Here is an 18,338-nt window from a genome sequence, read left to right as displayed (position 1 = left end):
GGGCAGGTCAGCACGCCGAACTCAGCGCGCGTCGTACGTGAGGCAGTCCGCCGCGTCCTGCCCGGCGCCGATGCGCACGGCCGGCGCGGTGCACTCGAGCGACGAGTTGTGCACGCAGTCGGCGCGCTGGCAGGCGCCCACGTGGGTGACGACCTTGTCGAGCCCGCCCTTGGTCGACAGCGGGATGAAGGTCGCGCACTGCGCGTCGCCGTTCGAGCCCGCGATGGTCACGGCGGCGGCGTGGCAGTGCGAGTGGTCGTTGTACGAGCAGCCCTCGACCGAGCACTCGGTGACGGCGGGAAGATCGGCGAGCATGGTCATGGCGGCCTCCGAATGTCGGTGCGAGCGTGCGTCCTGAGCCCGATGCTAGACCCGCGATCGCCCGATCGCCAGCCCTTCGGGACGCGTGTTTCGGCCGGTCAGAGGCACTTTTCAGGTAAGGCTTACCTCACCTCGGGGCATCCGCTCGGCTGCCCTCGGCGCTGCCTCAGACGATGGCGGATGCCTCGTCGTGACGCTCCCGCGCCGCCAGCCTGCGCCCACCGCCCGAGATGATGCGCGCACGCACCGCACCCGAGATCGAGTCGACCGCGATGGTCACCAGGATGATGACGACCAGCGTGATGCCGATCTGCTCCCACTCGCGCCGGTTGAACAGCTGCGACAGGAGCGACCCGATGCCGCCCGCGCCGATGACGCCGAGCACGGCGCTCGCGCGGATGTTGATCTCGAACCGGTACAGCCAGAACGCCACGATCTCGGGCAGCGCCTGCGGCAGGATCGCCCAGCGCATGCGCTGCACGGGGCGCGCGCCCGCGGCCAGCGCCGCCTCGACCGGACCGGGGTCGATCGACTCGATCGCCTCGGCGGTGAGCTTGCCGAGCGTGCCGATCGAGCCGATGCCGAGCGCGAGGGCACCGGTCAGCGGGCCGAGGCCGAAGATCGGCATGATCAGCACGATCGCGAGGATGATCTCGGGCAGCGCGCGCACCGCGTTCAGGAACTGGCGGGTGACGAACACGACGCCCGCGGGCGACACCGTGCGCGCGGCGAGGAAGCCGAGCGGCAGCGACAGCACCGCGCCGATGAGCGTGCCGATCCACGCCATCTGGATCGACTCGAGCATGCGCTGGGTCGCGAGCACCCAGTACTCGCTCCACGGCACCTCGAGCGGGTTGTGGGTGAGTCCCTCCCCCATCAGCACGACGTAGTTGCCGATCGAGGCGGGCAGGTCGGCGAGGCGGATCCAGTTCGCGTCGACCAGCCAGACCGCCAGGATCACGACGGCGAGGCTGATGAGCAGGCCGATCGTGTGCGGCCACTTGCTGGGCGGCGTCGGGCGCTTCGTGGTCGGCGCCGTGGGGCGCGTTGCGGCGGTCATGCGATGCGCCTCCGGATCGCCTGCGACGCGAGGTCGACCGCGAGCACCACCACGAACGTCGCGATGAAGATGGCCGACACGTTCTCCCATGCGAACCGGCCGAGCTGCACGAGCAGCACGTTGCCGATGCCGCCCGCGCCCGCGAGGCCGATGACGATCGACGCGCGGATGTTCAGCTCGAAGACGTACAGGCTGTAGCTGAGGAAGTTCGGCAGCACCTGCGGGTAGACCGCCCAGCGCGCCCGCTGGAAGCTGTTCGCGCCCGAGGCATCCGCCGCCTCGATCGGACCGGGATCGACCGCGTCGATCGACTCCGAGGTGAGCTTCGCGATGATGCCGATGTTGAACATCACGAGCGCGAGGATGCCAGCGAGCGACCCCACGCCGACGAACGCGACCATCAGGAACGCCCAGCCGATGTCGGGGATCGAGCGGATCACCGACAGCACCCACTTAACGGCCTGGTGGGCCACGGGGTTCGCGAGCGTCACCTTCGACGCGAGCATGGCCGCGATGAGGCCGAGCAGGCAGCCGATGAGGCTCGCGAGCACGGCGATCGAAAGCGTCTCGAGCCACGCGTTGCCGACCTGGAAGATGAAGCCCCAGTTCGGCGCGAAGAACTCCTGGATCACGAACCAGCCGCGCGTGGCGTCGGTGAACAGCGGCGCGAGCGTGAACTCGATGCCGAGTGCCGACCAGACCGTGATCGCGGCGGCGGCGATGATGCCGGCCCAGAGCGCCCACGACGGTGCCGGCTTGCGGGGGCGGGCGGATGCCTCGGGCCCGCGCGTCGGAGCGGCCGTCGACGTCATGGCGCCTGACCCTCGCCGGTGGTCGACACGGGCGGCGCCTCGTCGCCGGGCAGCACGTCCGCGGCGGTGAGCGAGCGCCCGTAGATCTGCTCGAACACCGCGTCGTCTGCCTGGTCGGCGGTGCCGTCGAAGACGACCTTGCCCGCGCGCATGCCGATGATGCGCTGGCCGTAGGTGCGGGCGAGGTCGAGGAAGTGCAGGTTCACGACCGTGGTGATGCCGAGCTCGCGGTTGATGCGCTGCAGGTCGCGCATCACCTGGTTCGCGGTCGGCGGGTCGAGCGACGCGACCGGCTCGTCGGCGAGGATCACCTGCGGCTGCTGCGCGAGCACCCGGGCGATCGCGACGCGCTGCTGCTGTCCGCCGGAGAGCTGGGAGGCGCGCACGTACGCCTTGTCGACGATGCCCACGCGCTCGAGCGCCTCGAACGCGAGCTCGACGTCCGACGCCTTCCACGCGCCCACCAGGGAGCGCAGGGTCGACGTGGCGTGCAGCCGGCCGAGGAGCACGTTGTTCATCACGCTCGTGCGCGTGACGAGGTTGAACGACTGGAAGATCATGCCGACCTCGGCACGCAGCTTGCGCAACGCGCGCTTGCTCGCGCCGCTCACGGTGCGGTCGCCGACCTCGAGCGTGCCGCTCGTGACGGGCACGAGCCCGTTGATCGTGCGCACCAGCGTCGACTTGCCCGCTCCGGAGAGGCCGACGACGACCACGAACTGGCCGTCGGGGATCTCCAGGTCGATCGAGTCGAGCCCGAGCGTGCCCGTCGGGTAGCGAACGGAGACGTCGCTGAATCGGATCATGTGTGCATCCTGCCGTGCGAACGGTGATGGCCACGCCGCATGCGTGCGGCGTGGCCATCACCGATGGGAACTGCTACTGGTCGCCGAAGTTCTCGTAGACCGCCCGCGCCGCGTCGAGCGCGTCGAGGTCGGCCGGAACGAGGCCGTCGATCTCGTACACCGCGTAGAGCGCCTCGGCGCCCTCCTCGGTCTCGGAGATCGAGACGAACGCGTCGGTGATCATCTCCTGCCACTCCTCCGACAGCGAGCCCGAGACGGCCACGCCGTCGTTCGGGATCAGCGTCGAGTAGGCGAACACGGTGACGGTCTCGCCCACGTCGTTGGCCTCCTCGACGACCGAACCGCGGGCGTCGTTGAAGCTCGTGCCGATCACGGCGTCGCCGTCGTAGACCGCACGCACGGCGTTCGGGTGGCCGCCGGCGAAGAACGCGCCCGACAGGTCGAACGGGTCGAGGCCGAGCTCGCCGAGCTGGGTCGCCGGGTAGTAGTAGCCCGAGGCCGAACCCTCGTCGACGAACGCGATGAGCTCGTCCTGCTCGACGAGCGCGAGCGCGTCCTCGCCCATCGGGCCCTCGGTCGAGGCATCCGTGCCGTTGCAGTAGGTGAAGTCGAAGCCGTCGTCGTCGGTGACGGTCACGACGTCGTCGAGGCAGAAGCGGTCGGGGTCGTTCGTGAACCACTGCGTGACGTAGGTGCTGCCGCCGAAGCGCACCGACTGCAGCACGGGCACCGCGCCCGCCTCGTCCTGCGCCTGCACCATGCCGATCGGGCCGAACATGCCGATCTGGGCCTGGTCGGCCTGCATCGCGACGATGAGGCCCGCGTAGTTGTCGGTCACCTCGACCTCGACGGGGATGCCGAGCTCGTCGGAGAGCAGCTCGGCGAGCACCTCGCCGTCGGTGACGACCTGGTCGACGTCGCTCGAGGGCACGAGACCGAGCACGAGGCTCTCGGGGGCCTCGGGAGCGGCGTCCTCGCCCGTGTCGGAGTCGCCCGAGGCGCATCCGGTGGCGGCGAGCGCGATGCCCGCCGCGATCGCGGCGGTGGTGATGAATCTGCGGTGTCTCATGTGCCTCTTCCTCAGTGCTGCGTGATGAACAGCGGCCGCGCACGCGTGCCGCCTGCTGTGGTTCGGGGAACACGTCCGGGGCGGCTGTGGAGCGCACCGGACGGCTCTTCGAACCTATCCGCGCGGTCGGCGCGAAGCGGCCCGATTCATCCGCTCGTAGCCAGATGTTTACAAACCGCCGTCAGGCCTTTCCGTCGGCGCTTCCGCTCAGCGGGCCCAGTCGGAGAGGTGCGGCACGAGGCCGGCGAGGTCGGCGGCGACCCAGTCGGCCGGGCCGCGGCGCAGCCCGAACCGATCGATCAGCCCCGTTCGGCAGCCGCGCTCGAACGCGGGCTCGAGGTCGTTGCGCCAGATGTCGCCGACCGACGCGATGCGGCCGGCGGGCACCCCTCGGCGAGCAGCTCGTCGAGGATCGCGCCCATGCCTCCGGGCTTGCGCGCATCGCCGACCACCGCGTCGAACGCGTCGGCGACGCCCATGCGCGCGAGCAGCCCGTCGAGCCCGTCGGCGGGCGCGTTGGTGACCAGCACGACCCGGCCGCCCGCCGCGCGCACGGCGTCTGACGCGTCCCGCAGGCCCGGGGCGGCGTGCAGGGGCACCTCTCCCGAGGTGACCCCCGCGCGGCTGTCGAGGTACGCACGGCTGATGCGCGCGCCGTCGAGGCCGAGCTCGTGCCCGAGCGCCTGCGCGAACAGGTAGCCGTCGTCGACCGCGTGCACGTCGTCGCGGCCCGTCGCGAGGAAACCGTGCACCCGCTCGACCAGGTCCGGCGCGTCGGCCGCGTGCGCGAGCTCGCGCGCGTAGGCGAGCACGGGCTCGTCACCGAGCGCGACCGTGCCGTCGAAGTCGAGCAGCAGGGTGGGGGCGGTGCGCGGCGTGCCGGTCATGGTCGGTCAGCGTAGCGGGCAGTGAGCGGATGCGGCGGAGCATCCGTCGCCCGGATCGCCGCAGGCGGAGCATCGGTCGCTCGCCGCAGGCGTGGCATCCGCTCATCGGCTCGCCACCAGCGCGCCCCGCTACAATCGCCGCTGGCGCACTCGCGCCCCGCTCGCCACGAGCGCCCCGCCCGAGAGGACCCCCGAACGCAATGACCGCCCTGCGCTGGCTCGTCGACCTCATCCGCGGCGCCCTCATCGGCACCGTCGAGATCATCCCCGGCGTGTCGGGCGGCACCGTCGCCCTCATCACGGGCGTCTACGAGACGATCATCACCTCGGCCGGCAACCTCGTGCGCGGCGTGCTGCTCGCGGTCGGCGGTGTCTTCCGGGCCGAACTGCGCCCGCGCGCCCGGGAGCACCTGCGGCTCGTGCGCTGGAGCGTGCTCATCCCGCTCGGCATCGGCATGCTCGGGGCGATCGTGCTCGCGTCGGCGCTGCTCGCACCGACCATCGAGGAGTACCCCGTCGAGACGCGGGCCGTGTTCGCCGGTCTCATCGTCGCGTCGCTCGTCGTGCCGGCGCGCATGGTCGGCCGCTGGGGCATCCGCGAGGTGCTGCTCGCCGTCGTCGCCGCGATCGCGGCGTTCCTGCTCACCGGGCTGCCCGCCGTCGACGACGCCGACCCGTCGCTCTGGCTCGTCTTCATCTCCGCCGCGTTCGCCGTCTGCGCGCTCGTGCTGCCGGGCGTCTCGGGGTCGTTCGTGCTGGTCGTCATCGGCATCTACGCCCCCACGCTCGACGCCGTGAACGACCGCGACCTCGCCTACCTCGGCACCTTCGCGCTCGGCGCGATCGTCGGCCTCGCCGCCTTCGTGTCGACGCTGCAGTGGCTGCTCGCGCACCACCACGCCGCGACCCTCGCCGTCATGACCGGCCTCATGGCCGGGTCGCTGCGCGCGCTGTGGCCGTGGCAGTCGGAGACCGGCGCGCTCGAGGCGCCGACGGGCGACGTGCTGCCGATCGTGCTGCTCTTCCTCGCCGGGGTGCTCGCCGTCACCGCGATGATCGTCACCGAGCGGGTGGTCGTGCGGCGCCGCGCGGCGGCCGCCGCTGACGCCGAGGCCGAGGTCTCCGCCGACCGCTGAGCAACGTCTTCAAGCGTCACTTTTCAGGAGCCCGGCGGCGCCCGCGCAACGATCGGCACCGCACCGAGCCGTATTCGGCACACTCCTGCACACGCCGGCCCATTTCGGCGGCTTCCGGCGCGACCCGCCCTGCGGTTCCTGAAAAGCGCCACCACCAGCGGTGACGTACCCTCGGTCGAGGGAGGCACCGATGTCCGATAGCTCGTTCCACTCGTCGCACGCCGAGACGCTGGCGGTGAGCCTGGGCCGGCCCGCGCGCGACCCGGACGCGCCGCTCAACGAGCCCGTGCACCTCGCGTCGACCTTCGTCGCCGGGGGCGAGCGCGAGTACGGCCGCTACGGCAACCCGTCGTGGGCCGCGTTCGAGACCGTGCTCGGCGCGCTCGAGGGCGGCACCTGCGTCTCGTTCGCCTCGGGCATCGCCGCGATCTCGGCCGTGCTCGACCTGGTGCCGCACGGCGGCACGGTCGTCGTGCCGCGCCACTCGTACACGGGCACCATCGCCCAGCTGCGCGACCGCGAGGCCGCCGGGCGACTGCGCTGCGTGCTCGTCGACATCACCGACACGGCCGCCGTCGCCTCGGCCTGCGCGGGCGTCGACCTGCTCTGGTTCGAGTCGCCCACCAACCCCGCGCTCGAGCTCGCCGACATCCCCGCGCTGGTCGCCGCGGCCCGCGCGCACGGCGCCCTCGTCGCGATCGACAACACGTTCGCGACCCCGCTGCTGCAGCAGCCGCTCGCCCTCGGCGCCGACCTCGCCGTGCACTCGGCGACGAAGTACCTCGCCGGGCACAGCGACGTGCTGATGGGCGCGGTCGTGGCGTCGGATGCCTCGGTGGCCGAGCAGCTCGCGGCCCGGCGCGCCCTCGGCGGCGCGATTCCCGCACCACTCGAGAGCTATCTCGCCCTGCGCGGCCTGCGCACGCTGCCGGTGCGGCTCGAGCGCGCGCAGCAGAACGCGCGCGAGCTCGCCCGACGCCTCGACGGGCACCCCGCACTCGAGGAGGTGCGCTACCCGGGCTTCGGGGCGATCGTGTCGCTCGTGGTGCGCGGCGGGGCGGCAGACGCGGACGCGTTCATCGACCGGGTGCGACTCTGGATCCACGCGACGAGCCTCGGCGGCGTCGAGTCGACGCTCGAGCGCCGGCGTCGCTGGCCGAGCGAGGCGCCCACCATTCCCGACGGGCTCGTGCGCCTGTCCGTCGGCCTCGAGCACGTCGACGACCTGCACGACGACCTGGTCGCGGCGCTGGGCTGAGGCCGGGGCGGGGCCGAGCCGGGGCGGATGCCCGTGGGCTGACGCGGCGGCCGGCCGGACCCCTCCACGGCGACCGGGCTGCCGTACACGTCAGCCGAGCATCGCGAGGACCCGGTCCATCGCCTCGGGCACGGCGTCGAGCACCGAGACGTGCCCGTCGTGTGGGCGCACCCACAGCTCGGCGTTCGGCAGCTCCGCCGCCAGGTGGGCACCGTGCGCGGGCGGCACGACCCGGTCGAGCCCGCCCTGCACCACGAGCACGGGCGCCTCGATGGAGTCGAGCTCGAACCCCCACGACGTGGCGAAGGCCACGTCGTCGTCGATGAGCCCGTCGTCGCCAAACGCCTCCGACCGGCCGACGTCGACGCCGAGCGCCGCCCACCCGCCCTCGAGTGCGGCGTAGTCGGCCGCGACGAACTGGCTCGGGTCGAACTCCTCCGTCTCCGCGAACGCGGCCCGCGCATCGCGCCCGCGCGCGGCGGCACGCAGCCCGCCGGGCGAGGCCATGCCGTCGTACCAGTCGAACGCGTCGGTGAACGGGGCGATGCCCGCGAGTGTCACGACCGCGCGCACGAGGTCGGGGCGCAGCGCCGCCCCCGCGAGCGCGTGCGGCCCGCCGCCCGACGCGCCCATCGAGACGATCGCGTCGATGCCGAGGACATCGGCCACGGCGGCGAGGTCGCCGGCCGCCGACGCCACGTCGCGACCGGGCCGGGCGGACGACCCGCCGTAGCTCGGCCGCGCGTACGAGATCACGCGGAGTCCGCGCGCGGCGGCCGCGGCGAGCACGGGTTCGAGCGGAGCGCCGGTCTGCGGGGAGCCGTGGTGCCAGGCGAGCGCCGGGCCGTCCGAGGCATCCGCCCGGCTGTCGTGGGCGCGGAGCACGCCGCCGTCGGGCAGCGGTACGTCGAACGAGTGGATCACGGGGGCAACGTACCCGACCCCGCCGTCAGGGCGCGTGGCCCTCGAAGAGGAACACGGGCACGCGCAGCATCGGCCCGACCCGCACCTCCGTCACGCGATCGGCGACGAACCCTGCCGCGTCGAGCGCGGCGTGCGTGTCGCGATCGAGGTGGCACCCGTCGTCGAATCGCACGGTGAACGGGGTCGCGGCGCGCTGCACGGCGCGGTGCAGGGTGCGCGGCGGCGACACGACGTGGTCGGCGAACACGACCCGACCGCCGGGCACGAGCACGCGCCGCACCTCGGCGAGCGCCGCGGCCATGTCGGTGACCGAGCAGAGCATGTACGTGCCCACGACGGCGTCGACGGATGCGTCCGCGAGCGGGATCGACTCGCACACCGCGTCGAACGGCGTTCGGTCGCGGTGGCTCCACTCGTGCGCCCGACGGTCGAGTTCGGCGCGCCGCTCCGCGTCGGGCTCCAGACCGAGCCACTCGACCGACGGATCGTACGCGCTGAAGTTCTCGCCCTCGCCCGCGCCGACCTCGAGCACGCGGCCGCGCACCCGCCCGATCGCGGCGCGCACGAGGTCGTCGAGCGCGTCCTCCTCGATCAGCGGTGGGCGTTCGCGGGTCGCCGATGCCATCCCCTCATGCGACCACGCCGTGCCGATGCGGTCAAGCGCGCTGCGAACGCACCGCTTCCTCGGCGCCCTGCGTCGCGAGCCACTCGTCGAACGTGGGCCCGACGAGGTCGGCGTCCCGGCCGGGCAGCGCCGCGCCGGCACGCATCGACTGGAACTGCTTCCCGGGCAGCTTCACCGAGACGACGGGACCGCGCAGGCCGCGCGCCCGGGCGTATGCGCGCGTCATCTCGTCGAGGCGCTCCTCGCGCGGGCCGGCCAGGTCGCGCACCCGCCCGGCGGGCGCACCCGCCGCCAACTCGGCCAGTCGCCGCCCCACCTCGCTCGCCGCCACGGGCTGCGTGCGCGCGACCGGCGCCAGGTGCAGCCCGCCCATCGAGAGCGCGTCGAGCATCTGCCCCGCGAACTCGTGCACCTGCGTCGCCCGCAGCGTCGTCCACGGCACGCCGCCCGCCTCGACCGCGCGTTCCTGCGCGACCTTGCCGGCGTAGTATCCGTGCGGCGCCTCGTCGATGCCGACGATCGACAGCAGCACGTGGTGCCCGACGCCCGCCTCGCGCTCGGCCGCGAGCATCGTACGCGTGGTCTCGGTGAAGTACGCGGTCGACCCCTTCGCCGACAGGGAGCTCACGTTCGCCGTGTCGACCAGCGCGTCGACGCCCTCGAGGGCCGCGACGAGCCCCTCGCCCGTCCGCACGTCCACGCCGGTCGAGCGCGACAGCGCCACCGCCTCGTCGCCGCGCGCGCGGATCGCCGCGACGACCTCCGATCCGATCGTGCCGGTTCCGCCGGCGACTGCGATGCGCATCATGCCCTCCTGAAGGTCTGCGGGCGGTGCTCCGCCCTCATCATGTCCGACGACGCAGCCGCGCCGAACGTGAGGTGCCCGCGTAGCGAGAACATGCAGATCAGACATCTGGCGGCCGGAACATGCACGGACGAGGCGTGTCGCGCGGCGTTGCATGTATTCGCTACAGGTGATTCTGAGCCGGGGCGGATGCGGCGGTCGCACCTCACGTTCGCGGGCGCTACGTCGTCGAACCAGTACGACGCTCGCGCGCCGGCGCGCGCGGTGGGATGGTGGGGACGAGGACATGGCGATGGAGACCGAACCGGGCGACGCGCACGGGCCGAGCGAGACGGATGCCGCCGAAGGCGACGTGTCGGAGCGTACGAGCGCCGCTGCGAGCACGAGCGCGCGCGAGACGGATGCCTCGCGCCTCGACGCCGCCGCGATCGACGCCGAGCGCGCGGGGCTGATGCGGCTGGCGTACCGCATGCTCGGCACGGTCGCCGACGCGGAGGACGCGGTGCAGGAGACCTACGCCCGCTGGTACCGCCTCCCCGCGGCCGACCGCGACGCGATCGCCAACCCGGCCGCCTGGCTCACCCGCGCCGCGAGCCGCGTCTGCCTCGACCACCTCGGCTCGGCCCGCGCGCGCCGCGAACGCTACGTCGGCGAGTGGCTGCCCGAGCCGGTGCCGGGCGACTCGGTGCTCGCGAGCACGCCCGCTCCCGACCCGCTCGACCGGGTCACCCTGGACGACTCGGTCAGCACGGCGCTGCTCGTCGTGCTCGAGTCGCTCAGCCCGGCCGAGCGCGTCGCGTTCGTGCTGCACGACGTGTTCGCGATGCCGTTCGCCGAGATCGGCGAGGTCGTGGGCCGCTCTCCCGAGGCGTGCCGGCAGCTCGCATCGTCGGCCCGCCGGCACGTGCGCGAGCGCCGCGACGGCACGGCGACCCGGGAGCAGCACGACCGGGTCGTGCAGGCGTTCCTCGCCGCGGCCGGCACGGGCGACCTCGCGACGCTGACGGCGGTGCTCGACCCCGACGTGGTGCTGCGGGCCGACGGCGGGGGCGTCGTCTCGGCGGGCCGGCGGCCCGTGGTCGGCGCCGACCGCGTCGCCCGCTACCTGCTCGGGCTGCAGGAGAAGCGCGCCGGCGACGGCCTCGAGTTCGACCTCCGCGAGGGCCCGGGCGGGCTGGTGCTCGTCGTCTCGGTCGGCGGCGCGGTCGACAGTGTCATCTCGACCCGGGTCGCGGGCGAGCGAGTCACCGACCTCTGGATCATGCGCAACCCCGCGAAGCTCGGGCTCTGGCACGGCTGAGCGGATGCCTCCGGGCGGGCGCGCGCCCAGGCGCATCCGCCCGCCCTTTCTGCCCTGGTCAGGGCACCCGCACGACGACCGAGCCGCGCTTGCGACCCGTGTCGACGTAGCGGTGCGCCTCGACGATGTCGTCGAGGTCGTAGGTGCGGTCGATGACCGGGCGGATCGCGCCACTCGCGGCGAGCTCGAGCAGGTCGGCGAACTGCTCCTGCGTGAGGGCCGGGCCCGATGCCGTGACCACCCCGCCGCTGCGGCGCGAGTCGCGCTTGGCGCGGAGCATGCCGGCGAGGTCGGTGATGACCAGCAGCAGCGCGCCGCCGGGGGCGAGCGAGCCGGCCACCCGGGAGTACGGCGCGTTTCCGACGCACTCGACGATCACGTCCCAGGTGTCGTCGCCCGCGGCGAAGTCCTCGGTCTCGTAGTCGATGACCCTGGCAGCGCCGAGCGAGCGGACGAGCTCGGCGTTGCGGCCGCTCGTCACCCCGGTGACGATCGCACCGCGGTGGGCGGCGAGCTGCACGGCCATGGTGCCCACGGCGCCGGATGCCCCGTTGACGAGCACGCGCGTGCCCTCGCCGATCTCGGCACGGCCGAAGTACGACACCGCCGTGTAGCCGCCGAACACGATCGCGACGGCCTCCTCGAACGACAGGGCGGCGGGCTTCTTCGCCACCGTGCCGGCCTCGCGCGCGGTCACGTACTCGGCGTGGCCGCCGAAGCGCGAGCCGCGCATGAGCACGACCTCGTCGCCGGGGGCGAACCGCGTCACGTCGGCGCCGACGGCCTCGACCGTGCCGGCCGCCTCCATGCCGAGCACGCGGTTGCGCGGGCGGAACACGCCGATCGAGGGAGCGACCAGGGGCAGCAGGCCGCGCGGCACACGTCGGCTGCGGATGCGGTGGTCGGCGATGCTCACGGTGCTCGCATGCACGCGGACGAGCAGCTCGTCGGGCGCGGGCACCGGCTTCGGCACCCGCGTGACGGCGACGACCTCGGGCGGGCCGAACCTGCGGTACTCGGCCGCGCGCATGGTGTCGGTGGCGGCGGATGCGGTGCCGGCGGACGTGGTCCGGCGTGTGGTGGTGGTCATGTCTGGCTCCCCTCGAGTCGTAACCTTACGTTGTACGACTTACGCTGTAAGATAGCGAGTCGCAGCGGGGTCGTCAACCCCTCGCCGTACGCTGTACGGGACGAAGGAGGTCGCCATGACGTCCACGGCCGGGCGCGACACCAGGCGCGCGCCGCTCACGCGCGACCGCGTGCTGCGCGACGCGCTCGAACTCGCCGACGAGTCGGGCCTCGAGGCCGTCACCATGCGCCGCCTCGCCGACCGACTCGGCGTCGAGCCGATGTCGCTCTACTACCACGTGCCCAACAAGGACGCCCTGCTCGACGGCCTGGTCGAGCTGGTGTTCGACGAGGTCGAGGCCGCGACGGGCGGCTACGCGGTGCCCGAGCGCGACCCGGAGTGGAAGGCGTCGCTGCGCGCGCGCATCCTGACGGCGCGCGAGGTCATGCTGCGGCATCCGTGGGCCACCGTGATCATGCAGACGCGGGCCTTCCCGGGCGCGATCACCGCGGGCTACGCCGACGCCGTGGTCGGCACGCTGCGCTCGGGCGGGTTCTCGTACGACCTCATCCACCACGCGATGCACGCGCTCGGCAGCCGCATGTTCGGGTTCAGCCAGGAGCTGGTGACCGACGACAGCCAGCCGGATGCAGCCGCGGCGGAGGCGCTCGCCGCGCGCACGCCGCACCTCGTCGCGATGTTCGCCGAGGTGGCGCACGACGACCCCGACTCGACGATCGGCTGGTGCGACGACGCGACCGAGTTCGGCTTCGCGCTCGACCTGGTGCTCGACGGCCTCGAGGCCAAGGCCCGCGCCGGCGCCTGAACCACGCCGCCCGACCGGGCGCCGCGCCTCAGATCTTGATCGGGAACGTGGTGAGGATCACGATGCCCACCACCGCGACCACCATCGCGAGGCCCAGCAGCCCCCACGCCGCCTTCGGCGAGATGTCGCGTTGCGCCATGGCGCTGAGGAACAGGACGAGGGCGAAGAGCACCGTCAGCAGAGAATAGTTGTCGCCGCGCTGGTTGTTGTCGAGCGCCTCCTGGAACTTCTGGTCGGCGCGCTCGCCGAGCTCGGCGGCCTCGACAGTGCCGGGCGGCACGTACGACTCCATCACGAACGGGCCCGACTCCTCGCGGCCACTCGCGTCCCAGTCTTCGAACGCCACGGCGAAGTGCGGGGTGAAGCGCTCTTCGATGTAGGCGGTGAGCGCCGGCTCGTCGTTCGCGACCGACTCGACGTAGGACGCCCAGATGACGAGGTCGAACATGCGCGCGTCGCGCGCTTCGCCCTCGAAGTTCGTCGACTGGATGCGGGAGGACGACGCCTGGCTGAACGCGATCGACATCTCGCCGCCCCACTTCGACGCCTCGAAGCCGCACCAGGCGGTGAGCACGGCGGTGATCGACAGCACGAACACCGCGATGATGTCGATCAACGAGCGCTGCTTCTTGCCCCACTTCTTCGCCGACAGCTTCGTCTTCGCGGGCTTCGATGCCGCTGCGGTGGACGTGCCGCCCGTCTCGTCGCGGGACTCGGAATCGGCCATGGCTCCTCTGTTCGCCGGCGGTCGCGTGCCGCCCATGTGGGAATCATGGCCGAGAGACCCTGCGGCTGCAAGCAGCCGCGCGCGGGGCGCCGGCGGATCAGGCGTCCGCGCCGGCCAGCGCACTGCGCCGTGGCAGGAACACCCGGGTCAGGCCGTCAGCCGGCACCGTGAAGCTGGCGGCCTTGCCGCCCTTGCGCTCGTAGGTCACGCGGCGACCCGCGCCGATGGCACGCACCTTCGTGATGGGGAACGCGTCACCGTACGGGTTCACCACGATGTCGCCGGGGCGCAGTTCGCGCCCGGTGATGTAGGTGGTGGTGTCCATGCCTCCATGTTCCGCCGCACCACCGACATTCCGCGGGACTGCGCCGCACCAGCCGGCCGGACTACATGGCCGGGGTGCCGTCGGAGAGCGTCGACTGGAGCATGCCGAACACGTTGCCGTCGGGGTCGAGCAGGTACCCCAGCCGCCCGAGGCCCGGCATGTCCTCGGCGGCCAGCGCGACGCTCCCGCCGAGTTCGACGCCGGTGGCCATGAGCCCGTCGATACCGTCGACGGCGATCACGAGGTTGCACCCCTTCACCGAGGCGCCCGGCATCGGCGCGGAGCCCTCGCGGCGCAGCAGGCCGCCGTTGATGCCGTGCCCCGCTGCACCCTCGCTCGGCCGGATCGACCCGTCGCCGGTGTCGATGCTCCAGTACTCCATCTCGCCGTACTGCGTGAACGTCCACCCGAGCAGCTTCGAGTAGAAGTCGATCAGCTGCTGCGGCTCCGTCCCGTGGATCTCGAAGTGCACCACCAGGTTGGACATGTCCGATCCTCCTCCGACCCCAGCAGGCTACGCCGGTCGGTTGCGGCGCGGCAGGGGCAATTCCGCGGCGTTCGCGAGATGCTCGACCCATGACCGAACCGTCCGAGGGCACCGCGCGGCGCCTGGTCGGCCTTCTGCCGGGGCTCGCGCTCGCGCTGGCGATCGCCGTGGTCGCGACCCTGATCGGGCGGGCGCTGCCGCTCCTCGGCAGCGCACTGCCCGCGATCGCGATCGGGCTGGCGATCGCGCTCGTGCGCCGGCCCGGCCGAGTGCTGCAGCCGGGCGTCGCGTTCACCGGCAGCCGCGTGCTGCAGCTCTCGGTCGTGCTGCTCGGCACGCAGCTCTCCCTCGCGCAGATCGTCGACGTCGGGCTCGAGTCGCTGCCGATCATGCTGATCACGCTCGCCGCGTGTCTCGGCGCGGCCTGGCTCGTCGGTCGCGCGCTCGGTGTCGTGGGCGACCTGCGCACGCTCATCGGCGTCGGAACCGGCATCTGCGGGGCATCCGCCATCGCCGCCGTCGCGCCCGTGATCGGCGCCGCGAGCGCGGACATCGCCTACGCGGTCTCGACGATCTTCCTCTTCAACATGGTCGCCGTCGCGGTCTTCCCGCTGATCGGCCACGCGCTCGGCCTCGACCAGGCGGCGTTCGCGCTGTTCGCCGGCACCGCGGTCAACGACACGTCGTCGGTGGTCGCGACGGCCGCCGTGTACGGATCGGTCGCGCTGCAGGGCGCGATCGTGGTGAAGCTCGTGCGCACGCTCATGATCATTCCGATCACGGTCGGGCTGGCCGTGCACGTGCGGCGCCGGGCCGTGCGCGAGGCGGGCTCGGAGCATCCGCCGCTCACCGTGCGCCGCGTGCTCGGGCTGGTGCCGTGGTTCCTCGTCGGGTTCCTGGTGATGGCCGCGATCGCGTCGCTGGGGGTGATTCCGGATGCCGCTGAGGCGGCGCTCGGGCAGGCCGCGACGTTCCTCATCACGACCGCGATGGCGGCGATCGGGCTCTCGACCGACGTGCGTGCGCTGCGCGCGACCGGGGCGCGACCGCTCGTGCTGGGCGGCATCCTCTCGACTGTGGTCGCGGTGACGGCCCTCGTGGTGATCGCCGTCACCGGCGCCTGACCACTACCCGTTGATGCGTGCCCAGCGGGTCATCGCGAAGACCGCCCACTGCACGCGCGCGTGCAGCACGGCCCCGTAGCAGAGCCAGCACACGCTGCCGACGACCGGCGCGGCGGCCTGCAGCATGAGCGCGCGGTGCCGGGTCGTGCGCGTGACGTAGGGGCAGAGCGCCGCGTGCGCGAGCGCGCCGAGGGTGACGGATGCCGCCGCGAGCGCGATCGCCAGCGCGACCGTGACGTCGTCCATGCGCCCTCCCCTCGTGCCTGTTGCGTTGCGCCCAGCATCCGCCCGCCGTGTTTCACCGAGGTGACGATCGCTCACCACTCGCGTGAATCCCGGCGCTACGATCGGCGGATGGGGGCATTCACCGGACTCGACCCTGACGCACCGGCGTTCTTCACCGAACTCGCGGCGAACAACACGAAGGCGTGGTGGGCCGAGCACAAGGCCAGGTACGAGGAGCGCGTACGGGGGCCGTTCGCGGCGCTCGGCGAGGAGCTCGCGGTCGAGTTCGGCCCGGTGAAGATCTTCCGCCCGTACCGCGACGTGCGGTTCAGCGCCGACAAGTCGCCGTACAAGGTGCAGATCGGGCTCGTGTCGCGCGCGTCGGTCGCGCACTACCTCCAGCTCAGCGCCGACGGACTGCTCGTCGGCGGCGGCAGCTTCGAGGTGCCGCCGAAGGCGCTCGCGCGGTTCCGCGAGATCGTGGACGACCCGAAGCTCGCGGGCGACCTCGAGGCGACGCTCGAGGAGACGGCGGCCGACGGGTTCTCGCCCATGCGCGACGACGCCCTGCGCACCGCGCCGCGCGGCTACTCGGTCGACCACCCGCGCATCGAGCTGCTGCGGCTGAAGCACCTCGCCATCGGCCGCTCCGAGCCGCCCGCCGACTGGATGTGGACGCCCGACGCGCTCGACATCGTGCGCGACCAGTGGCGCACGGTCTCGATCTGGTGCGACTGGCTGCGCGAGAACCTCGGCGCCGAGATCGCCGCCGGGGCCGGCCGGCGGCGCTGAGCCCCCGCCCGCGCACGACTTGACAGCCAGCCCTTCAAACGCTGCAATATATTGCATGTTGCTGAGTCCCGCGCCCGCCGAGCGCCCGAGTTCGCTGCGCGACTACGCCTACCGCCAGCTGCGCGACGCCATCGTGAGCGGCGCGCTCGAACCCGGTGCACGGCTGCGCGACCCCGAGCTCGAGGAGTGGCTCGGCGTGAGCCGCACGCCGATCCGCGAGGCGATCGCGCGGCTGGAGCTCGCCGGGCTCGTGCAGACCCGACGCGCCAAGGCCACCACGGTCGCCCCGCTCGATGTGCGCACCGCGCTCGCGGCGCAGCGCATCGCCGCCGCGCTGCACGAGCTCGCCGTGCGCGAGGCCGTGCCGCAGCTCACCGCCGCCGACCTCGACGCCATGCGCGACGCCAACGCCCGGTTCGCCGCGGCGCTTCGCGACGACGACGTCGACGCCGCCGTGCGTGCCGACGACGACTTCCACGCGGTGGCGGTCGGCGCCAGCGCCAACCCGCTGCTGCCGGCGATGCTCGAGCAGGTGACCCCGCTGCTGCGCCGCCTCGAACGCGCCCGGTTCTCCTCGCTCGCCGGTCGCGGCTCGGTCGCCGACCACGACCGCATCATCGACCTCTGCGCCGCCGGTGACGCCGGCGCGGCCGGCATCGCGACCCGCGACAACTGGTCCACGCTCGGGCGCCTGCTCGACGCGGACCACCCCGTAGAAGAAGGAGCACCATGGCACTCGCCGACTTCCCCCGCCACCCACTGACATTCGGGCCGAGCCCGATCCACCCGGTCGACCGGCTCAGCGCCCACCTCGGCGGCGCCCGCATCTGGATGAAGCGCGAGGACGTCTCGAGCGGCCTCGCCTACGGCGGCAACAAAGTGCGCAAGCTCGAGTACCTCGTGCCCGACGCGCTCGCGCAGGGGGCCGACACGCTCGTGTCGATCGGTGGCGTGCAGTCGAACCACACCCGACAGGTCGCCGCGGTCGCCGCGCACCTCGGCGTGAAAGCCGTACTGGTGCAGGAGCACTGGGTCGACTGGCCCGACTCGGTGAACGACCGGGTCGGCAACATCATGCTGTCGCGCCTCATGGGCGCCGACGTGCGCCTCTCCCCGCGGGCTTCGGCATCGGCTTCAAGGACTCGTGGCGCGAGGCCATCGCCGATGTCGAGGCGGCCGGCGGCACGCCGTACGCGATCCCGGCCGGGGCATCCGACCACCGCCTCGGCGGGCTCGGCTTCGCGAACTGGGCCCACGAGGTCGCGGCGCAGGAGCGCGAGCTCGGCGTCTTCTTCGACACGATCGTCGTGTGCTCGGTGACCGGCTCGACGCACGCCGGCATGATCGCCGGGTTCGCCGACCTCGAGCACAACTTCGGCGGGCCGCGTCGGCGCGTGCTCGGCATCGACGCGTCGGCGAAGCTCGCCGAGACCCGCGATCAGGTCGGGCGCATCGCGCGCAACACGGCTGAACTGATCGGCGTCGGGCGCGACCTGCGCGACGACGAGATCACCGTGCTCGACGGCTGGGCGGGCGACTTCTACGGCATCCCGGTCGAGTCGACCGATGCCGCGATGCACCTGGTCGGCTCACTCGAGGGCGTCATCCTCGACCCCGTCTACGAGGGCAAGTCGATGGCCGGCCTCATCGACCTGGTGCGCGACGGCGACATCCCGGCGGGCTCGAACGTGCTGTACGCCCACCTCGGCGGGCAGCCCGCGCTGAACGCCTACAGCGGCCGCTACCACTGAGGGCACGGC

The 18,338-nt window shown here is 72.8% G+C and carries 21 protein-coding genes and 1 pseudogene; 8 read left to right on the top strand and 14 right to left on the bottom strand.

All coding sequences use genetic code 11. The features are described 5' to 3' along the window. Window positions 1–21 precede the first annotated feature (21 nt). The 6 genes from QUE38_RS12350 to QUE38_RS12325 form a co-directional block, all read right to left on the bottom strand. Window positions 22–321 (bottom strand): DUF1540 domain-containing protein, encoded by a 300-nt coding sequence (locus QUE38_RS12350; protein WP_286308538.1) that lies wholly within the window; start codon window positions 319–321, stop codon window positions 22–24. A gap of 166 nt (window positions 322–487) precedes the next feature. Continuing rightward, the gene (gene phnE / locus QUE38_RS12345; RefSeq protein ID WP_286308537.1) at window positions 488–1,381 is read right to left on the bottom strand and encodes a phosphonate ABC transporter, permease protein PhnE; all 894 of its coding nucleotides are present in this window, start codon (window positions 1,379–1,381) and stop codon (window positions 488–490) included. Then, a complete protein-coding gene (gene phnE, locus QUE38_RS12340) occupies window positions 1,378–2,193 on the bottom strand; it encodes a phosphonate ABC transporter, permease protein PhnE (RefSeq protein WP_286308536.1) in 816 nt (271 codons plus the stop codon). The genes phnE (QUE38_RS12345) and phnE (QUE38_RS12340) overlap by 4 nt, the downstream gene beginning before the upstream one ends. Continuing rightward, window positions 2,190–2,999 carry a phosphonate ABC transporter ATP-binding protein gene (gene phnC, locus QUE38_RS12335; RefSeq protein WP_286308535.1) on the bottom strand — a complete coding sequence of 270 codons (810 nt, stop codon included), beginning with the start codon at window positions 2,997–2,999 and terminating at the stop codon, window positions 2,190–2,192. The genes phnE (QUE38_RS12340) and phnC overlap by 4 nt, the downstream gene beginning before the upstream one ends. Window positions 3,000–3,072: 73 nt before the next feature. Then, window positions 3,073–4,068: a phosphate/phosphite/phosphonate ABC transporter substrate-binding protein gene (gene phnD, locus QUE38_RS12330; protein ID WP_286308534.1), complete on the bottom strand. Its 996-nt coding sequence runs from the start codon at window positions 4,066–4,068 to the stop codon at window positions 3,073–3,075. Window positions 4,069–4,367: 299 nt separating this feature from the next. Further along, on the bottom strand, window positions 4,368–4,955 hold the full coding sequence (locus QUE38_RS12325) for an HAD family hydrolase (RefSeq protein WP_286308533.1): 588 nt from the start codon (window positions 4,953–4,955) through the stop codon (window positions 4,368–4,370). Between the two features lie 200 nt (window positions 4,956–5,155). Here QUE38_RS12325 and QUE38_RS12320 point away from each other — a divergent pair, with 200 nt between their 5' ends. Together QUE38_RS12320 and QUE38_RS12315 are read left to right on the top strand one after the other, a co-directional pair. Next, the gene (locus QUE38_RS12320) at window positions 5,156–6,091 is read left to right on the top strand and encodes a DUF368 domain-containing protein (protein WP_286308532.1); all 936 of its coding nucleotides are present in this window, start codon (window positions 5,156–5,158) and stop codon (window positions 6,089–6,091) included. A gap of 190 nt (window positions 6,092–6,281) precedes the next feature. Beyond that, window positions 6,282–7,349 carry a trans-sulfuration enzyme family protein gene (locus tag QUE38_RS12315; protein ID WP_286308531.1) on the top strand — a complete coding sequence of 356 codons (1,068 nt, stop codon included), beginning with the start codon at window positions 6,282–6,284 and terminating at the stop codon, window positions 7,347–7,349. A 90-nt stretch (window positions 7,350–7,439) separates the two neighbouring features. On the opposite strand, the gene QUE38_RS12310 is transcribed toward QUE38_RS12315, so the two are convergent. Genes QUE38_RS12310 through QUE38_RS12300 form a run of 3 tightly spaced genes read right to left on the bottom strand, consistent with a single transcriptional unit; the run spans window position 7,440 to window position 9,706 of the window. Further along, window positions 7,440–8,273, bottom strand: a complete 834-nt coding sequence (locus QUE38_RS12310) for an alpha/beta fold hydrolase (protein WP_286308530.1) — start codon at window positions 8,271–8,273, stop codon at window positions 7,440–7,442. Window positions 8,274–8,298: 25 nt separating this feature from the next. Beyond that, window positions 8,299–8,898, bottom strand: coding sequence for a class I SAM-dependent methyltransferase (locus tag QUE38_RS12305; RefSeq protein ID WP_286308529.1), 600 nt, complete (start codon window positions 8,896–8,898; stop codon window positions 8,299–8,301). 31 nt (window positions 8,899–8,929) lie between these two features. Continuing rightward, window positions 8,930–9,706, bottom strand: coding sequence for an SDR family oxidoreductase (locus tag QUE38_RS12300; RefSeq protein WP_350227473.1), 777 nt, complete (start codon window positions 9,704–9,706; stop codon window positions 8,930–8,932). Window positions 9,707–9,995: 289 nt separating this feature from the next. Between QUE38_RS12300 and sigJ the strand changes: the two genes are divergently transcribed. Then, the gene (gene sigJ / locus QUE38_RS12295; RefSeq protein ID WP_350227472.1) at window positions 9,996–11,003 is read left to right on the top strand and encodes an RNA polymerase sigma factor SigJ; all 1,008 of its coding nucleotides are present in this window, start codon (window positions 9,996–9,998) and stop codon (window positions 11,001–11,003) included. A gap of 58 nt (window positions 11,004–11,061) precedes the next feature. On the opposite strand, the gene QUE38_RS12290 is transcribed toward sigJ, so the two are convergent. Beyond that, window positions 11,062–12,093, bottom strand: a complete 1,032-nt coding sequence (locus QUE38_RS12290; RefSeq protein ID WP_286308528.1) for an NAD(P)-dependent alcohol dehydrogenase — start codon at window positions 12,091–12,093, stop codon at window positions 11,062–11,064. 115 nt (window positions 12,094–12,208) lie between these two features. On the opposite strand from QUE38_RS12290, the gene QUE38_RS12285 reads away from it, so the two are divergent. Then, window positions 12,209–12,898 carry a TetR/AcrR family transcriptional regulator C-terminal domain-containing protein gene (locus QUE38_RS12285; RefSeq protein WP_286308527.1) on the top strand — a complete coding sequence of 230 codons (690 nt, stop codon included), beginning with the start codon at window positions 12,209–12,211 and terminating at the stop codon, window positions 12,896–12,898. Window positions 12,899–12,926: 28 nt separating this feature from the next. Here the strand turns inward: QUE38_RS12285 and QUE38_RS12280 are convergent, their stop codons facing one another. The 3 genes from QUE38_RS12280 to QUE38_RS12270 form a co-directional block, all read right to left on the bottom strand. Beyond that, window positions 12,927–13,625, bottom strand: coding sequence for a hypothetical protein (locus tag QUE38_RS12280; protein WP_286308526.1), 699 nt, complete (start codon window positions 13,623–13,625; stop codon window positions 12,927–12,929). 97 nt (window positions 13,626–13,722) lie between these two features. Beyond that, window positions 13,723–13,950: a hypothetical protein gene (locus tag QUE38_RS12275; protein WP_286308525.1), complete on the bottom strand. Its 228-nt coding sequence runs from the start codon at window positions 13,948–13,950 to the stop codon at window positions 13,723–13,725. Window positions 13,951–14,011: 61 nt separating this feature from the next. Continuing rightward, window positions 14,012–14,437 carry a VOC family protein gene (locus QUE38_RS12270; protein WP_286308524.1) on the bottom strand — a complete coding sequence of 142 codons (426 nt, stop codon included), beginning with the start codon at window positions 14,435–14,437 and terminating at the stop codon, window positions 14,012–14,014. Between the two features lie 89 nt (window positions 14,438–14,526). Here QUE38_RS12270 and QUE38_RS12265 point away from each other — a divergent pair, with 89 nt between their 5' ends. Continuing rightward, a complete protein-coding gene (locus QUE38_RS12265) occupies window positions 14,527–15,561 on the top strand; it encodes a YeiH family protein (RefSeq protein WP_286308523.1) in 1,035 nt (344 codons plus the stop codon). A 3-nt stretch (window positions 15,562–15,564) separates the two neighbouring features. On the opposite strand, the gene QUE38_RS12260 is transcribed toward QUE38_RS12265, so the two are convergent. Beyond that, complete coding sequence (locus tag QUE38_RS12260; protein ID WP_286308522.1) at window positions 15,565–15,807, bottom strand: hypothetical protein; 243 nt, start codon at window positions 15,805–15,807, stop codon at window positions 15,565–15,567. Between the two features lie 108 nt (window positions 15,808–15,915). On the opposite strand from QUE38_RS12260, the gene QUE38_RS12255 reads away from it, so the two are divergent. The 3 genes and pseudogenes from QUE38_RS12255 to QUE38_RS12245 all read left to right on the top strand — a co-directional run bounded on the left by QUE38_RS12255 (window position 15,916) and on the right by QUE38_RS12245 (window position 18,329). Continuing rightward, entirely contained in the window at window positions 15,916–16,578 is a 663-nt protein-coding gene (locus QUE38_RS12255) for a DUF2461 domain-containing protein (protein WP_286308521.1), read from the top strand. Window positions 16,579–16,633: 55 nt separating this feature from the next. Further along, complete coding sequence (locus QUE38_RS12250; protein ID WP_286308520.1) at window positions 16,634–17,341, top strand: GntR family transcriptional regulator; 708 nt, start codon at window positions 16,634–16,636, stop codon at window positions 17,339–17,341. Then, window positions 17,308–18,329 (top strand): annotated as a pseudogene (locus QUE38_RS12245) (1-aminocyclopropane-1-carboxylate deaminase). Before QUE38_RS12250 ends, QUE38_RS12245 begins: the two are co-directional and overlap by 34 nt. Window positions 18,330–18,338: the final 9 nt, after the last annotated feature.

The organism is Agromyces mangrovi, assembly GCF_030296695.1.
Classification (GTDB): domain Bacteria; phylum Actinomycetota; class Actinomycetes; order Actinomycetales; family Microbacteriaceae; genus Agromyces; species Agromyces mangrovi.
This window is presented reverse-complemented; position numbering and strand designations above follow the sequence as displayed.

Bases quoted from the DNA above. Each gene is read 5' to 3' on its own strand.
- QUE38_RS12350 (WP_286308538.1), bottom strand. From the start codon at position 321: ATGACCATGCTCGCCGATCTTCCCGCCGTCACCGAGTGCTCGGTCGAG.
- phnE (WP_286308537.1), bottom strand. From the start codon at position 1,381: ATGACCGCCGCAACGCGCCCCACGGCGCCGACCACGAAGCGCCCGACG.
- phnE (WP_286308536.1), bottom strand. From the start codon at position 2,193: ATGACGTCGACGGCCGCTCCGACGCGCGGGCCCGAGGCATCCGCCCGC.
- phnC (WP_286308535.1), bottom strand. From the start codon at position 2,999: ATGATCCGATTCAGCGACGTCTCCGTTCGCTACCCGACGGGCACGCTC.
- phnD (WP_286308534.1), bottom strand. From the start codon at position 4,068: ATGAGACACCGCAGATTCATCACCACCGCCGCGATCGCGGCGGGCATC.
- QUE38_RS12325 (WP_286308533.1), bottom strand. From the start codon at position 4,955: ATGACCGGCACGCCGCGCACCGCCCCCACCCTGCTGCTCGACTTCGAC.
- QUE38_RS12320 (WP_286308532.1), top strand. From the start codon at position 5,156: ATGACCGCCCTGCGCTGGCTCGTCGACCTCATCCGCGGCGCCCTCATC.
- QUE38_RS12315 (WP_286308531.1), top strand. From the start codon at position 6,282: ATGTCCGATAGCTCGTTCCACTCGTCGCACGCCGAGACGCTGGCGGTG.
- QUE38_RS12305 (WP_286308529.1), bottom strand. From the start codon at position 8,898: ATGGCATCGGCGACCCGCGAACGCCCACCGCTGATCGAGGAGGACGCG.
- QUE38_RS12300 (WP_350227473.1), bottom strand. From the start codon at position 9,706: ATGATGCGCATCGCAGTCGCCGGCGGAACCGGCACGATCGGATCGGAG.
- sigJ (WP_350227472.1), top strand. From the start codon at position 9,996: ATGGAGACCGAACCGGGCGACGCGCACGGGCCGAGCGAGACGGATGCC.
- QUE38_RS12290 (WP_286308528.1), bottom strand. From the start codon at position 12,093: ATGACCACCACCACACGCCGGACCACGTCCGCCGGCACCGCATCCGCC.
- QUE38_RS12285 (WP_286308527.1), top strand. From the start codon at position 12,209: ATGACGTCCACGGCCGGGCGCGACACCAGGCGCGCGCCGCTCACGCGC.
- QUE38_RS12280 (WP_286308526.1), bottom strand. From the start codon at position 13,625: ATGGCCGATTCCGAGTCCCGCGACGAGACGGGCGGCACGTCCACCGCA.
- QUE38_RS12275 (WP_286308525.1), bottom strand. From the start codon at position 13,950: ATGGACACCACCACCTACATCACCGGGCGCGAACTGCGCCCCGGCGAC.
- QUE38_RS12270 (WP_286308524.1), bottom strand. From the start codon at position 14,437: ATGTCCAACCTGGTGGTGCACTTCGAGATCCACGGGACGGAGCCGCAG.
- QUE38_RS12265 (WP_286308523.1), top strand. From the start codon at position 14,527: ATGACCGAACCGTCCGAGGGCACCGCGCGGCGCCTGGTCGGCCTTCTG.
- QUE38_RS12260 (WP_286308522.1), bottom strand. From the start codon at position 15,807: ATGGACGACGTCACGGTCGCGCTGGCGATCGCGCTCGCGGCGGCATCC.
- QUE38_RS12255 (WP_286308521.1), top strand. From the start codon at position 15,916: ATGGGGGCATTCACCGGACTCGACCCTGACGCACCGGCGTTCTTCACC.
- QUE38_RS12250 (WP_286308520.1), top strand. From the start codon at position 16,634: ATGTTGCTGAGTCCCGCGCCCGCCGAGCGCCCGAGTTCGCTGCGCGAC.